A 13,857-nucleotide genomic window follows, 5' to 3' on the forward strand; every position below is an offset into this window, starting at 1 on the left:
AGGATTTACCCACTATATATAGACATTTTCTTAAACGCCATAGACTCTATCTCATTCAATAACTCCCTATGTAATCAACAAACAGAATCACTTGAATTTAGTTTTATATAAATCCTACCACTTCATAATGCCCCATCTAATTAATTATATTAAAATAATTTGTAACCTCTTTTAATAAAAATAGACTACTTCTAAAACAGCACACATGAATTTCATATATTATGGAAATATTAAAAGGAAAATTGTTCTAAAATCAGGAGGTTTCCGCAATGACAAGTGATACATTTCCACAACTGCCGCTATCTTATTGGATTGAATCTACTCAGTTTCCTACTTTCCCTCGTTTATCCGAAAATATAAAGACGAAAGTTGCTATTATTGGTGCTGGGATTACAGGTATTACTACTGCCTATTTACTTGCAAAAGAAGGCATCGATGTTGTTTTAATTGATTCTGGTCGTATTTTAAACGGAACGACTGGGCATACAACAGCGAAAGTAACAGCACAACATGATCTTATTTATGATGAATTAATATACCATTTCGGTGTAGAAAAGGCCGGGCTTTACTATGAATCAAATAATCAGGCTCTACAATTCATAAATGAAACTGTTCAAACATATAAAATCGACTGTAATTTCTCAAATGATGATTCATATTTATATACAACTACCGATAACGGATTAAGAAATTTATCGAAAGAATATGAAGCTTATCAAAAATTAAATATACCTTGTGACTATGTTCAATCTCTATCGATTCCTATTCCAGTACAATCTGCGCTTATAATGAAAAATCAAGCACAATTCCATCCCCTTCTTTATTTAAAAACACTTTTAGAAAAGTTTGTGGAGATGGGCGGAAAGCTCTACGAACAAACAACAGCTATGGATGTGGAAAAGGGAGATCATCCACAAATAATTACAAAAGAGGGCCATCATATCACTTGTGAATATGTCGTCTCTTGTTCACATTTTCCTTTTTATGATGCAAATAGCTTTTTCTTTACGCGAATGTACGCAGAACGCTCCTACGCTCTTGCAATAAAAGCAAAAACGGATTATCCAGGTGGCATGTATTTAAGTATTGATGATCCAAAGCGCTCCTTACGCTATATAACAAACAATGGAGAAAAATTAATTTTGATTGGCGGAGAGAGTCATAAAACAGGACAAGGAATAAATACGATGCTTCATTATGAAGCACTTTATTCTTTTGCTGAAGCAACTTTTGGAATAGACGAAGTTCCTTATAGATGGTCAGCACAAGATTTAATCACTCTAGATAAGCTTCCTTATATCGGACATATTAACGAAAGAAATCCAAATATATTTGTTGCAACTGGGTATCGCAAATGGGGCATGACAACTGGAACTGCTGCCGCTCACCTACTGAAGGACTCCATCCTAAAAGTCCACAGTCCCTATAAAGAACTGTATGCACCATCACGCTTCCATGCAAATCCAGATATAAAAACGTTCCTCTCCCAGAACATTGATGTTGCGAAACATTTAATTGAAGGAAAGATTGAAACCGCATTACGTAAGCCAGAAGATCTCGAAGTTGGTGAAGGATCTGTCGTACATGTTAACGGTAAACGAGCAGGTGCTTATAAGGACAAAGAAGGAAAATTACATATCGTCGATACAACTTGTACACATCTCGGCTGTGAAGTTGAATGGAATAATGGTGATTGTACTTGGGATTGTCCTTGCCATGGTTCTCGTTTTTCAATTGAGGGAGACGTTCTTGAAGGCCCAGCAGATCAACCGTTAAAACGCGTTGATAATGAGTAAACAAATAAAGAAGTTCAACAGAATTACGGTTGAACTTCTTTATTTGTTATAAAACCTGTTCAGATAAATTTCGACACAGGGAGGAAAATATTAACATTAAATAAAATAATATATTCATCTACAAATTAAAAGAGGTGAATATTATGCAACCTTCAGCTCCACCTCATCTAGAATCTACAGAAACTATCTTTTCAAGCTCTATTACAAAACTTGTTGTTTTTATTTGTTGGCTAGCCATTTTAGCTGATGGATATGATTTAGGTATTTACGGTGCCGTTCTACCAAAGCTCCTAGAAGACAAAAGCTGGGCGCTATCACCAGCGCACGCTGGTACAATTGCAAGCTATGCTTTATTTGGGATGTTTATTGGGGCTATTCTAGTTGGAACGATTACAGATCTAATTGGGCGTAAATGGACGCTTATATGCTGTTTAGCACTTTTTTCTATCACAATGGGTTTAGCGGCTATCGCTTCTTCTCCTAAGTTATTTGGATTATCTCGATTTATAGGAGGAATCGGATTAGGCGGTGTTATCCCAACGGCTTCAGCACTTACTGTTGAATATTCACCAAAAAAAAGGCAATCTTTTATTTATGCTCTTATGTTTACTGGCTATCCTTTAGGTATCGTATTAGGTGCTATTTTGTCTATGTTTATGTTAGAAGATTTCGGATGGAGAATTATGTTTGGTATCGGAATGATTCCACTACTCCTCATTCCTTTCATTATTCGCTATTTACCTGAGTCCATTCAATTTTTATTATCACGTAATCGCCAAGAAGAAGTGAACCAAATTCTTAATCGTTTTCAAATTGAATTTCATGTAAAAAATAAAACTCATCAAGCTCCATCTACTATACGAAAGAAAAATGGATTTTTTACTTTATTCTCAAAAGAATACATAAAAGCAACACTACTTTTTTGGATCACTTATATAATGGGAATGTTTTTAATATACGGTTTAAATACTTGGTTACCACAGATGATGCGCCAGGCGGGATATCCTCTTGGATCTAGTCTGTCTTTTCTACTTATGCTAAATATTACCGCAGCTGTTGGTGCGTTATTCGCTGGAGCAATTGCTGATCGTATAGGCGCAAAAATTGTTATTAGCATCTCTTATCTTATGGCAGCCATATGTATCGGACTATTAACAATTAAGCCATCTGTTACAATCATTTATCTTTTAATTGGCCTTGCTGGTATTGGATCGGTCGGTATTACTCAAATATTAAATGCATATGTAACACAATACTTCCCATCACATATCCGAGCTACCTCCTTAGGCTGGGGACTGGGACTTGGCCGAGTTGGTGCAATTGCTGGCCCTATTCTCATCGGTATTATAATGACAATGCAATATGACTTAGCATGGAATTTTTACTTATTCTCCTTTGCAGGTCTTGTCGCAGCTATATCTGTTTTCTTCATTCCTACAAAATAAAAAGAGCACAAACTTACTTGTGCTCTTTTTCATATGCTTCAAACAGCATGTCTCGAAATAGTGTATTTAAAATTTCAATATCGATCCCTGATCCCTTTTCAATTCCTTTTACATATTGCCCATAGTAATGAATTTGTTCTTCTAAAAATTGATTTAGCACCTTAATTTTCAATCCAACATCTAATTCAGTACCTGCTTTTTTCTTTATTAACAACTTTTCAATCTCATCTAATACACTACGTTCTAATGGTAATTCTGTAATCAATCGATCAAATTCTACAGGTGGTAAAGTTGCTTTCTCTTCTAGCCACTTACAAGCTAAAATAGGACGTAATACATAAAAGTACTTTTTCAGCTTTACATTCTCACCTTGCAAAAATTCACGATAATTTTTCGACGCCATATGTAAATAATGATATATCGTTGCTTTTGGATCAAAATTCTTCTCACTCATCTGTTGAAGTAGTTCTGGAAAATTAGAGTTTTTCGAATAAAAAATTGGTGATCGAATCCACTCAAGTAAAGCTGGGTTCGACTTCGCGAATAGTTGCAACGCCTTTTTAATATCCCAACCACTTATATCTAAATCATCACTAATTGGATATTCAATTACATCACGTTTGTCATGAATTGATAAATACCATTCTACCGGATGTATATAAACAAACCTAACATCATAATCGCTATCTTTCGATGGAAACCCCCAAGCACGACTCCCTGATTCCACCGCAAATAAAATTTTCACATCATTCTCTTTTTCAATTCTTTCTAACTCCAACTCGATTTTCTCTCTCATTTCATAACATCTCCATTTTTTGATTATTTCCTTGGAAATTCGACAATACACTATTAATGTTACTACATACTAAAAAAACTGTCAGAAATTACTGACAGCCTAATAAAACTTCTATTGTTGCTTTTCAATTACAGTAGCAGCAATTCGTTCAAACTCTTTTTGAATCTCCTCTTTATATGCATCTACTATTGAAAAATCCATAGCAGCAATATAAATTCGTTCTAATTTATCACGAACCGATTTTGCTTTCGCTAAGAAAGACATTGCCTCATTCATTTTTGCTTTATACTGAATGGAAACATCACGAATTTCCTTCGCATATTTCTCATCAGTCCCTGGCGTAACAATAAGGGCATACATATCAATAATTTCATCACCCTCACGACTTGGAAAATATTCATGCGGTGCGGTGCTATCAAAAATTGCAAAGCCTAATTCTCTTACGATAACCATATCAAGACTATGCGGGTCAAATCCGCAATGATATACTTCAACTTCAAATCCTTTTTCTTCAGCTGCCTTAGCTAACTTTTTGAGCATTGTTGATTTTCCAGAGCCTGGGCGCCCTTTTATAAAATAACGATGTGGTAACCCTTCTGTTAAATTAGGAACAAAGTCAACTGCTCCTTTCGGTGTTGCAGCTCCTAAAAAACGATGTTTGACAAGAGATTGTCTCCCGCTTTTATCTGCAAATAATTTCTGGATTAGCTGATCGGTTAGTTCATTTGCTTTATTAAAATCTATATTATCAATATATATCTTCTCCCACTCATCATGTATAACCAATGCCTCTTTAAAACGTGCGTAAGCAGACTGAAAAGCTTTGCTTGCTTCTGAAACAAATCTTTCAATTTCTAACTTCTGCTTTCTTAGTTTATCTGAGTCCCAAGCAATTCCTAAATTTATATACTCTTCAACAACTCCTGGCATTTTTGGCTCAATAACATGCGGTGATGTCCCATCAACAATTCCTACTTTTAATTGTGGGATAATTACACCATCAACCGATTTATTGTCAGAAGAACAATGTAAAAATTCAATATCATATCCTTTTCCAACCCATTCACGACCTATTGCCTTTATTAAAGAAGATTTTCCCGTTCCTGGACCACCCTTTAAGATAAATAATCTGTCTAATCCTTTTAAATTCTCTTCGTATAAATTGTGAAATCCCCTAGCTGTATTACCACCAGCATAATAATTCAATACATTTCCTGTCACTGCACTCACTCCTTCGCAGCATTCTATTTACATAAGCTACAATATGCGAGCGGCTTTATTTGGGTGAATACCTATTTTGTATTGCACATAAAAAGGAAATGAATTACAATTTAACTATCAGAAAATTAAGATTTTGAAACCGAATACTTCTTTATCAAGAGAGGCAGAGGGACTGGCCCTTTGAAGCCCAGCAACCTCAGTTTATACGAACTGAATAGGTGCTAATTCCTGCAAAATGCATTGCATTTTGGAAGATAAAACTCAACTAGCATGTAAAGCTCATCTTTCTTGATACTGAAGGATGAGCTTTTTATTATTTGAAAAACATATATTGGAGGTATGTAAAATGAAAGTAATTGATTTATCACAAACATTTGAAAATAATATGTCTCAATTTCCTGGAACACCTAAAATACAACTAGAAGCTGTTACAAGTGTTGAAGAATCAGGCTATCAAGTTACAGATTTTCATTCTGTCGTTCATGTTGGCACGCATTGTGATGCTCCTGCGCATTTTATTTCAGGCGCAACGACCATCGATCAATTACCGCTGGATCAATTTGTAGGTGAAGCTGTTCTTATTGATGTAACTCATGTACAAGAACGAAAACTACCTAAAGAAGTACTGCACGATGCTGATATAAAAGAAGGAGATATTGTTATTTTCCATTCCAATCTATCTACTAAATGGAACACGGAGGCGTATGAGAAAGAAGCTTTTTATCTTTCTGAAGAATTAGCCGAGGAACTAGTACAATTAAAAGTAAAATCTGTCGGTTTAGATTTTATTTCTCCTGATGAGGTAACGACAGAAACATCACCAATTCATCACATACTACTTGGGAATAATATTTATTTAATCGAAAACTTAACAAACTTAGATGCCATTCACACGAAACGTTTCTTCTTCTCAGCAGCACCTTTAAAAATTAAAGATAGCGACGGTGCTTTTGCAAGAGCATTTGCTGTAATTTTTTAAACAAACTATACAAAAAAGCAAAGATCATCATTGACCTTTGCTTCTATTTTTTTTATTTAAATTAAGAAAGAATTGCTCAACATGAGGACGTAACCAAGCTAAATAATCCTTCTCTTTCTTCTTTGTACAAGCTATTTCTTCCCCATCTACCATTTCAACAAGTTCTAGTTCTAACAGTTGCTTCGTGAATGCTAACATATTCACTTCTTCGGATGGATACTCTTCTTTTAATTTCTCCTCAATTTCCCCCAATAAAAAACCGTCACGCATCATTGCCAATGCATCAATCCAAAGTGGCGGCATTTCATATTTTTCTCCTGTAATTGTGTCTTTTACAGTATAATTCTTTTGCTCTTTTCGAAATTGAATCGTGTGTAAACATACAGTCGAATTTAATGTTAATTCCATCATACCACCTCTTTCATAATATCTGCATAGAAAAAAGGATGCGCGTGCACCCCTTCTTATCTTTTCATAACACTACTGAACCGTTACATGAGCAATCAATCTCATGTCGATATTTTCCTCCATTATAAACGAAGTATTTTATAAAAAAAACCCTTCTTGAAACATTTTATAAAATGTTTATATTTACACAACAAGAACACTTTTCTGAAAAATCTTTTCTCAAATACATTAAACGGTCGGCAGAAAAATTTCTACTTTCGTTCCTACTCCTAGACTACTTTGGATCGTGATACTCCCTTGATGTTCCTTAATAATTTTATATGTAATCATTAATCCAAGTCCTGTACCATTCTCCTTTGTTGTGTAAAACGCCTTGCCGATTTTTTCTAACTTCTCATTCTCTATACCACATCCTTGGTCTTCAACAGAAATACACAAATGTCCTTGCGTTTTTTGATATGCACGGATATGAATTTCTCCACCCTCTGGCATTGATTCTATTCCATTTTTAATGATATTTAATAACACTTGTTTTAATTGCTTATCATCTCCGTTTATAGCCGTTAAATTTCCATCTACTTGTAAATTACATTTAACTCTATATTGCGTTGCATAACTTTCCATTAGATGCACAACATATAGAAGGGTGTCTCGTATATTACACCTTTCATAATTTGTTGGCTTTGGTTTCCCTAACAACATCAATTCACTAACAAATCCATTAACCCTTTCAATTTCTTGTAGCATAATGTCGTAGCTCATCGTATCAGTTGGATTTCTTTCTTTTTGCATTTGCGTAAACCCTTTTAACGCTGTTAGTGGATTTCGAATTTCATGGGCAATTGTTGTAGACATAGTCCCAATCACAGCTAAATTTTCCGTCTCTTTCATATTGTTCATCATTTCAACCACTGTTCTTACATAAGATTGAAATCGTTTTAATAAAGAATGTGAAATAATGAAATAAAATACACATAAAACAAGTGGAATTATCACTTTTAAATCTTGTAATAGCAATGTGAAAAATACGTACTTTCCAATTACACTAAAGGAAACTAAATAAAAGTATTTTCTATTCACGAAAACTGGGGCAAATAAAATTAACAACATTTCTACCATACTACCATGTTCAAAAGGTCTATCCGTTCGCAAATAAATCATTAAATTATTAACAAGATTGATAAACATGTATCCAAATAAAAATAAATATTTTACAGAATATACATACCCTCTTTTTTGAAGATATATAGAAATAGGAAATAATGCTATTACAAATATAGGCACACCTATCCCAAGACTACCTTCTGGCCACCCTACCGCTGTTCCACTAATATTCATAGCAGGATATACAAAATAATATATAGCGTCATATAAAAAGAATATAATATAAAATAATAATATAAATACCTTTAAGGCTCTTCTTTCTTCATAAATCAAGCTCTTGTATTTGTTCATATAAAAACTCCCCTTGATCGATACAAAAAACTTTCATTGTTATCTCCTTAAAGTATAAGTATGAAATTGCTTTCAGGGCAATATTTAACCTTATAATACTAAAAGGAAGGAGATCTCTCCTTCCTTTTAGTAACAACTTATATCCACCTTACCCTATCATGTAACAATCCATCAGTAAAATTATTATGCCCTATTACAAAATCCTTCATATATAAATTTAAATACTCACCGTACTTACTTTCTGTATTTAATAACAACTCCTCGACGTAATAAGCACCTTGTTCAAATTGATCTAAAAGTAAACTAGACAAGCCCGCATAAATTCCGCACCCTACCTGAAAATACGTTGCATTCGTTTTATATTTACGAAAAACTTGGCTACTATTCATTACATTATACATATATGTCTCACTATTTTCATAAACGAGTAACACACCGACCAAGTCCTCTCCAGCAACCTCTTCTTCCGCTGGATTAAACACTTTACGATTCCAGTTCCATAAATCTTCTACTTGATCTAAGTTCTGTCTAATTATATTTGTTGTATACTCATTAATTCGGTAAAGAAAACCAACTTCCATATTGAAGTTTTTCCCTAAAATTAATACTTCCTCATGTGGCATTAAACAACCATAGAATTCTTTTTCTCCTAACTTCACTTTATACTCTGAAGCATATACATCTTCATAAAAGTAAAGAGGCCGATGATGACTCATATACATCGGATAACTCCAGATTGCTTCATCTAAAAATCGCTCTACTGCCCATGAAGCATAAAGTGTATGTGGCTTTATAAGTGCTGTATCATGCAAAAACGACGTGTCATGTTCTACAATATAACATGCTCTTGGCCTTTCATTTGGTCGTTCCTTCATAAGCTCAACAACCATCCATTGAACAACACCTGGATTCATACCTGAACCTATAATCGCTTTTGTATTTGTAAATTTCTCTTTCTCCTTCTCAAACCTTGTATATCTTTCCGTAAGCTGAAAGCCGATTAAGCTGTCGTCCTGATCTACTGCTTCATTTTCCAAGGCTGAATTAATATAACAAATTCCTAATTCATTACAGCAGCTTAATACTCTAACTGTATCTGCCCCTGAAACATCAATCACAACACTCGTACTTTTTTCTTTTAAATGTTGTTTAAATTCCACTACATTTTGAAGGTTTATCTCATATAAATATAATTGATCTTTCAAATTCGAAAACAACTCATCGTAATAATTCCTATCTTTTTGTTTTATATCCACCAAATGAAATTTAGCATTCTTTAATACTTCATAAATTGGATCTTTTTCATTTGCTATCGCTTGATTTAAAATTGCTAAAACTGCTTTTGCTGCTCCACCAGCACTACCAAGCAATGTAATTGATAACGAATTCGGAAACTGCTCCACAAACAAAACCCCTTTAATAAATTAGTTGAGCAGCTCCTCCTCAAAAAATAAATTGAATACATAAAAAGATAGCTCGTACACAATTTTTATAAGTTAGTGCAAAGTTACCTTTTAAAAAATCACACTATACTATGTTTATATTCAATTCATTTTCCCCTCATATCCAAATTAAACTAAAACAAATAGGCTCGACCTTTTCTTCTCCGGATAAAAGAAAAAGCCAGCCCTTTCAACTAATCTACGGACAATGGACGGATTTTACATGTTGAATATTCACATACATTTTTGCATCACGTGCTTTTGATATTTCAATATGACCTTCATCAATTTTCGCCATTTTTCCAATTTTATTGGACTCCTCACCTAAATCGAACACCATAATTTTCCCAGCCATTTTAATAAGCTGTTCTTCAAACGTTCTAGCTAACGTAATATTTAACGGATTTACGGGGAGTTCATTTTTATTGAGGGCATACGGTACTTGGTTTTCTTTATACGGAATTAACCATTTTAAATGCTTTAAAGATATATATACCGTTTTATAAACCGGACTATAAAAAACAATATAGTCGTTCATCACACTTGTAACATAACCATGTATTGGAGCATTTCCTGCTACATAAACTTCTGTAAAAATCCCTTTAGAAGTACTTAATACTTTTCTCAAAGAAATTGAAGGGGATTCCCTCTTAATTACAGAATCAACATCTGGTTTTAGTATGTCTTCGTCATGTGCTCTTAAAAATTTATAGTATTGTACATGATATAAAGATATATATACATAGTCTTGTCCATTGTAAAGAACAATAATGTCATTTCCTACGTCTATTAATATACCTTTAAACCTTTTTTCACCGATTAATTTAACATATATATTTTCCCCAATACTTTTGTTTAACTCATTCATCTATATCCTCCTTCCTATGAATTTCAGCTTTACTATCTTCCATTTCAAAAAAATAATCAGGGCAATGTTCTGTCTTAATAGTAAGTAATTCCTTTTCATACTATCGAAATAAGAAATTGTTCTTCTCTTTCCCTCATAATGCCCCTCTTATTTATTAAACATTATTCATCTTCATTCTTTTTACATTTCACTACTTGACTCACACTCTTAATATGATAATTAATGATATAAATAACTTCATCACCGTTTACTAGCGTAATACATTCTTCATGCACTTCACTTAATAAGCCTTCTACACACTCTGGGCCGCCACGATTAATCTTTACCCACTTATACTTCAAGTCACGTAATACATCGACAAAAGTATCATCATCAGAGCAGAAACATGAAACATAGCCATCGCCACATTTACTTTCTTTCACTTTCTTAACTAGACTTTTCACATGTTTCAATTGGTAATATACTAATTCACCAAGAGGAAGTTGTAATGTAAGGTAATCTCTTCCTAACGATACAAGTACCCCCACTCGACTCTCTGGTCCACGAAGATTTACTTTTACAGTCTCACCGACTAAGCCTTTAATTTGTTCACAGCATAATATACTTTCCAAATTTATATCCTCCTTTCTTATTATCTTCCTCTTCTTGACTGTCTTTGTGCGCGAGCTCGACCTGAATTATTACTTTCACTTTCGCTTTCACTTTCGCTTTCTTCGCTCTCTCTACAAGGTACTGTTACACTCTTAATATGAGATACTGCAACTAATATAACTTCTTCTTTTACAATTAGTGTCACAAATTCACAAGAAACATCTTGTAAAATACCTTCAACTTTCTCTGGGCCACCACGATTAATTTTCACCCAGCAATATTTGAAGCTTTGAAGTAACTTTTCAAAGTCATCTTCACATTCACATTCCAACCATCTGCAATCATCTGCTTTACAATCTTTCGCATTTTTTGTAATACTTTTCAGATGACGAATCTGATAGTAATAGAGCTCTCCTTTTTCATTCTTTAATACAAAGTAATCCGAACATACAGCGACTATTGTCCCTTTTTGAGATTCTGGACCACCCCTGTTTACTCTCACAAAAGATCCAATTAAGTCTTTCAGAAAATCACAATGAAATAAACTCACGAGAAAACCCCTTCCATTAATTTATAAGCTTTTGCACTGATAGTATATGTATCTGTACAGGTTACGTTCTCTATGTTTGTCCTAGCTAGAAAAAAATATGCTTTTAACATGGTAGACTACTACCTATCAAAATTTGAAGAAAGGCTAAGAACTCCTTATGTTTTTGATATCTTTAAACAAAAAATCCCTTATGAATATACATTTCTGCATATCTTCATAAGGGATTTTCCATAGTTTAATCTTCGTCTTTAACATCCATATCTTCTGGAATTGGTTCGTTCAATATTTCTTCCACTAATTGCTTATATTTCTCCATTTGTTCTAAATGTGTATTAAATTGTTCTTTATTTACTAAATATTGCTCTCCATCGAATAGCGCACGAATTTTCTTTTGCTGAATTAACTCTTCAATATACGATTTTGGTAAATTCAAATACTCCGCAGTCTCTTCTACTGTTATATACAATGCGTTCATTCCTTTATTATTTTTTCATCTATACTGTATCTTACTTTACTTTATTTTTGTAAACAAATAAAAAAGATTTTGTAAATGCAGTTCAAAAAGCAGGTAGATGCATTCCATATATTGTATAGTATTATATAGTAAGAATTTTTTAAATATAGAATGGTATTACCCATTTACACAAAGGAGAGTTAACATATGGCTACTCGTCACATCATTACAATGTTAGAAAAAACACTACAAGTTGAAACAGAAAACACAATTTCTCATTTAAATGTATCTTTATCTGATCGTTTTCTTTCTCAAAGCACAGCAATACATGAAAAAAATTGTTATCATACAATTGGTGAATGGTACAAAAATCATTTCTTATTCCAACAAGATGATTTCCTTTGGGCTAAATATGCCTTCTATGACGCATATTGTGAAGCCATCAAAAAACAAGGTCATCTTACAAAACGTGTTCGCCAAATATTAGAATCATTAGCTCGAATGCATGGAAAACAGTATATTGCTTCTATACTAAATATGCCATTTCCTAATGAACGCGCTAAAGGGACAGCGTAATTTAGCCATGTTCTGCGTAAGCAAAACATAGCTAAATTATTTTCTAGGATGCTTTACCAATAAAATGTTCATATCATATGAACTGATGAAACCGGTGTCATTATAATGATAGAAAATATAGTAAACAGGAAAACCCCCACGTACATCTCTCATCCATTGGAATAGAGAAATACGTGGGGGTATACTTGTTCCTTATTATTTCATCATCTGCTTAATCAGTTCGCGATTTCTCTTCTTAAATACTTCATTATGAGAAGAAACCATTCCATACTCACTTGCATCTGGTTGGATAAATTGTTTTGCTTTATTCACAGCATTTCCAGCATCTTGGAATGCACCTGCAATTAAGTGTAGTTTCCCTTCGTGCTTTAAAATATCTCCAGCAGCATATAATCCATCTACTGAAGACTCACTATTTGCATTACCTGCAATATAATAATTATCTATAATTGCAACGTCTAACTCACTATTTTCTAATAATGTAATGTCGCGTTCATATCCATGATTAATAATAACTTCATCAATAGGTAAATGAGAAACCTCACCTGTTTCATGATTTGTTAATTCTACATATTCGATCGCTTCATGATTATCACCAGCAATTAATTTTGTAATCGATGTATTAAAGAAACACTCCGCTGAGCTGTTCATAAGTTGTTTTACTTGTGCTTCATGACCAGATAATTCTTCTTTTCTATAGGTTACATACACTTTTTTCGCAATTGGTTCTAATTCATTTGCCCAATCAACAGCAGAATTGCCTCCACCGGAAATAATAACTGTTTTACCTTTAAAACGCTTTAAAGATTTAACTGTATAATTTAAATTTGATACTTCAAATCGCTCAGCACCCTCAATAGATAACTTTTGCGGTTTCAATATACCACTTCCTGTTGCGACGATAACTGTTTTTGAAAAGTGTTCTTCCCCAGTACTTGTTTTTAATGTAAAAGTACCATCTTGATTACGAATAATTGATTCCACTTTTGTATCTAATACAACTTCTGGCTTAAATGTTAACCCTTGCTGTACAAGTTGTTCAATTAACTTATCACCTGTAACTGGTAATAGTCCTCCTACATCCCAAATCATTTTTTCCGGATACACATGTATTTTTCCACCTAAATGTGGTTGAAATTCTATTATTTTCGTTTTCATTTCTCTGAGTCCACTATAAAAAGCTGAATAAAGCCCTGCAGGTCCTCCGCCTATCACGGTTACATCAAACAATTCTTCTCGATTCATTCGTGCTCACTCCTCAGCTACTAATCATTGA

14 protein-coding genes and 1 riboswitch are annotated in these 13,857 nt (G+C 33.6%); of the genes, 4 read left to right on the forward strand and 10 right to left on the reverse strand.

The window, feature by feature from the left end; genetic code table 11:
• The first annotated feature begins 269 nt into the window (after positions 1 to 269).
• Both QO049_RS13195 and QO049_RS13200 read left to right on the forward strand, forming a co-directional pair.
• Entirely contained in the window at positions 270 to 1,796 is a 1,527-nt protein-coding gene (locus tag QO049_RS13195; protein WP_284489295.1) for an FAD-dependent oxidoreductase, read from the forward strand.
• A 143-nt stretch (positions 1,797 to 1,939) separates the two neighbouring features.
• The gene (locus QO049_RS13200; protein ID WP_246961794.1) at positions 1,940 to 3,241 is read left to right on the forward strand and encodes an MFS transporter; all 1,302 of its coding nucleotides are present in this window, start codon (positions 1,940 to 1,942) and stop codon (positions 3,239 to 3,241) included.
• Between the two features lie 13 nt (positions 3,242 to 3,254).
• Here QO049_RS13200 and QO049_RS13205 read toward each other — a convergent pair whose 3' ends face one another.
• Together QO049_RS13205 and QO049_RS13210 are read right to left on the reverse strand one after the other, a co-directional pair.
• Positions 3,255 to 4,037, reverse strand: a complete 783-nt coding sequence (locus QO049_RS13205; protein WP_001208232.1) for a nucleotidyltransferase domain-containing protein — start codon at positions 4,035 to 4,037, stop codon at positions 3,255 to 3,257.
• Between the two features lie 111 nt (positions 4,038 to 4,148).
• Complete coding sequence (locus QO049_RS13210; protein ID WP_000147485.1) at positions 4,149 to 5,258, reverse strand: PRK06851 family protein; 1,110 nt, start codon at positions 5,256 to 5,258, stop codon at positions 4,149 to 4,151.
• Between the two features lie 148 nt (positions 5,259 to 5,406).
• Positions 5,407 to 5,519, forward strand: a riboswitch (SAM riboswitch).
• 85 nt (positions 5,520 to 5,604) lie between these two features.
• Between QO049_RS13210 and QO049_RS13215 the strand changes: the two genes are divergently transcribed.
• Positions 5,605 to 6,237, forward strand: coding sequence for a cyclase family protein (locus QO049_RS13215; protein ID WP_000862983.1), 633 nt, complete (start codon positions 5,605 to 5,607; stop codon positions 6,235 to 6,237).
• A gap of 27 nt (positions 6,238 to 6,264) precedes the next feature.
• Here QO049_RS13215 and QO049_RS13220 read toward each other — a convergent pair whose 3' ends face one another.
• The 7 genes from QO049_RS13220 to QO049_RS13250 form a co-directional block, all read right to left on the reverse strand.
• Positions 6,265 to 6,645 (reverse strand): hypothetical protein, encoded by a 381-nt coding sequence (locus tag QO049_RS13220; RefSeq protein WP_000424119.1) that lies wholly within the window; start codon positions 6,643 to 6,645, stop codon positions 6,265 to 6,267.
• Positions 6,646 to 6,873: 228 nt separating this feature from the next.
• The gene (locus QO049_RS13225) at positions 6,874 to 8,100 is read right to left on the reverse strand and encodes an ATP-binding protein (protein ID WP_001046107.1); all 1,227 of its coding nucleotides are present in this window, start codon (positions 8,098 to 8,100) and stop codon (positions 6,874 to 6,876) included.
• A 137-nt stretch (positions 8,101 to 8,237) separates the two neighbouring features.
• The gene (locus tag QO049_RS13230) at positions 8,238 to 9,503 is read right to left on the reverse strand and encodes a hypothetical protein (RefSeq protein WP_000434717.1); all 1,266 of its coding nucleotides are present in this window, start codon (positions 9,501 to 9,503) and stop codon (positions 8,238 to 8,240) included.
• 238 nt (positions 9,504 to 9,741) lie between these two features.
• On the reverse strand, positions 9,742 to 10,410 hold the full coding sequence (locus QO049_RS13235) for an LSm family protein (protein WP_001004265.1): 669 nt from the start codon (positions 10,408 to 10,410) through the stop codon (positions 9,742 to 9,744).
• 161 nt (positions 10,411 to 10,571) lie between these two features.
• Positions 10,572 to 11,021, reverse strand: a complete 450-nt coding sequence (locus tag QO049_RS13240; RefSeq protein ID WP_000443836.1) for a hypothetical protein — start codon at positions 11,019 to 11,021, stop codon at positions 10,572 to 10,574.
• A gap of 20 nt (positions 11,022 to 11,041) precedes the next feature.
• Positions 11,042 to 11,551, reverse strand: a complete 510-nt coding sequence (locus QO049_RS13245; RefSeq protein WP_000051534.1) for a hypothetical protein — start codon at positions 11,549 to 11,551, stop codon at positions 11,042 to 11,044.
• A gap of 235 nt (positions 11,552 to 11,786) precedes the next feature.
• Complete coding sequence (locus QO049_RS13250) at positions 11,787 to 12,026, reverse strand: helix-turn-helix domain-containing protein (protein ID WP_001998970.1); 240 nt, start codon at positions 12,024 to 12,026, stop codon at positions 11,787 to 11,789.
• Positions 12,027 to 12,212: 186 nt separating this feature from the next.
• On the opposite strand from QO049_RS13250, the gene QO049_RS13255 reads away from it, so the two are divergent.
• A complete protein-coding gene (locus tag QO049_RS13255) occupies positions 12,213 to 12,581 on the forward strand; it encodes a hypothetical protein (RefSeq protein ID WP_098607501.1) in 369 nt (122 codons plus the stop codon).
• Between the two features lie 195 nt (positions 12,582 to 12,776).
• Here QO049_RS13255 and QO049_RS13260 read toward each other — a convergent pair whose 3' ends face one another.
• A complete protein-coding gene (locus tag QO049_RS13260) occupies positions 12,777 to 13,826 on the reverse strand; it encodes an NAD(P)/FAD-dependent oxidoreductase (protein WP_001078268.1) in 1,050 nt (349 codons plus the stop codon).
• Positions 13,827 to 13,857: the final 31 nt, after the last annotated feature.

This window comes from Bacillus sp. RB3, assembly GCF_030164735.1.
In the GTDB taxonomy this organism is placed as follows: Bacteria; Bacillota; Bacilli; order Bacillales; family Bacillaceae_G; genus Bacillus_A; species Bacillus_A cereus.

What these genes read in the sequence shown, in the direction of transcription:
- QO049_RS13200 (WP_246961794.1), top strand. Translation starts at nt 1,940, where the DNA reads ATGCAACCTTCAGCTCCACCTCATCTAGAATCTACAGAAACTATCTTT.
- QO049_RS13235 (WP_001004265.1), bottom strand. Translation starts at nt 10,410, where the DNA reads ATGAATGAGTTAAACAAAAGTATTGGGGAAAATATATATGTTAAATTA.
- QO049_RS13225 (WP_001046107.1), bottom strand. Translation starts at nt 8,100, where the DNA reads ATGAACAAATACAAGAGCTTGATTTATGAAGAAAGAAGAGCCTTAAAG.
- QO049_RS13215 (WP_000862983.1), top strand. Translation starts at nt 5,605, where the DNA reads ATGAAAGTAATTGATTTATCACAAACATTTGAAAATAATATGTCTCAA.
- QO049_RS13250 (WP_001998970.1), bottom strand. Translation starts at nt 12,026, where the DNA reads ATGAACGCATTGTATATAACAGTAGAAGAGACTGCGGAGTATTTGAAT.
- QO049_RS13220 (WP_000424119.1), bottom strand. Translation starts at nt 6,645, where the DNA reads ATGGAATTAACATTAAATTCGACTGTATGTTTACACACGATTCAATTT.
- QO049_RS13255 (WP_098607501.1), top strand. Translation starts at nt 12,213, where the DNA reads ATGGCTACTCGTCACATCATTACAATGTTAGAAAAAACACTACAAGTT.
- QO049_RS13205 (WP_001208232.1), bottom strand. Translation starts at nt 4,037, where the DNA reads ATGAGAGAGAAAATCGAGTTGGAGTTAGAAAGAATTGAAAAAGAGAAT.
- QO049_RS13195 (WP_284489295.1), top strand. Translation starts at nt 270, where the DNA reads ATGACAAGTGATACATTTCCACAACTGCCGCTATCTTATTGGATTGAA.
- QO049_RS13260 (WP_001078268.1), bottom strand. Translation starts at nt 13,826, where the DNA reads ATGAATCGAGAAGAATTGTTTGATGTAACCGTGATAGGCGGAGGACCT.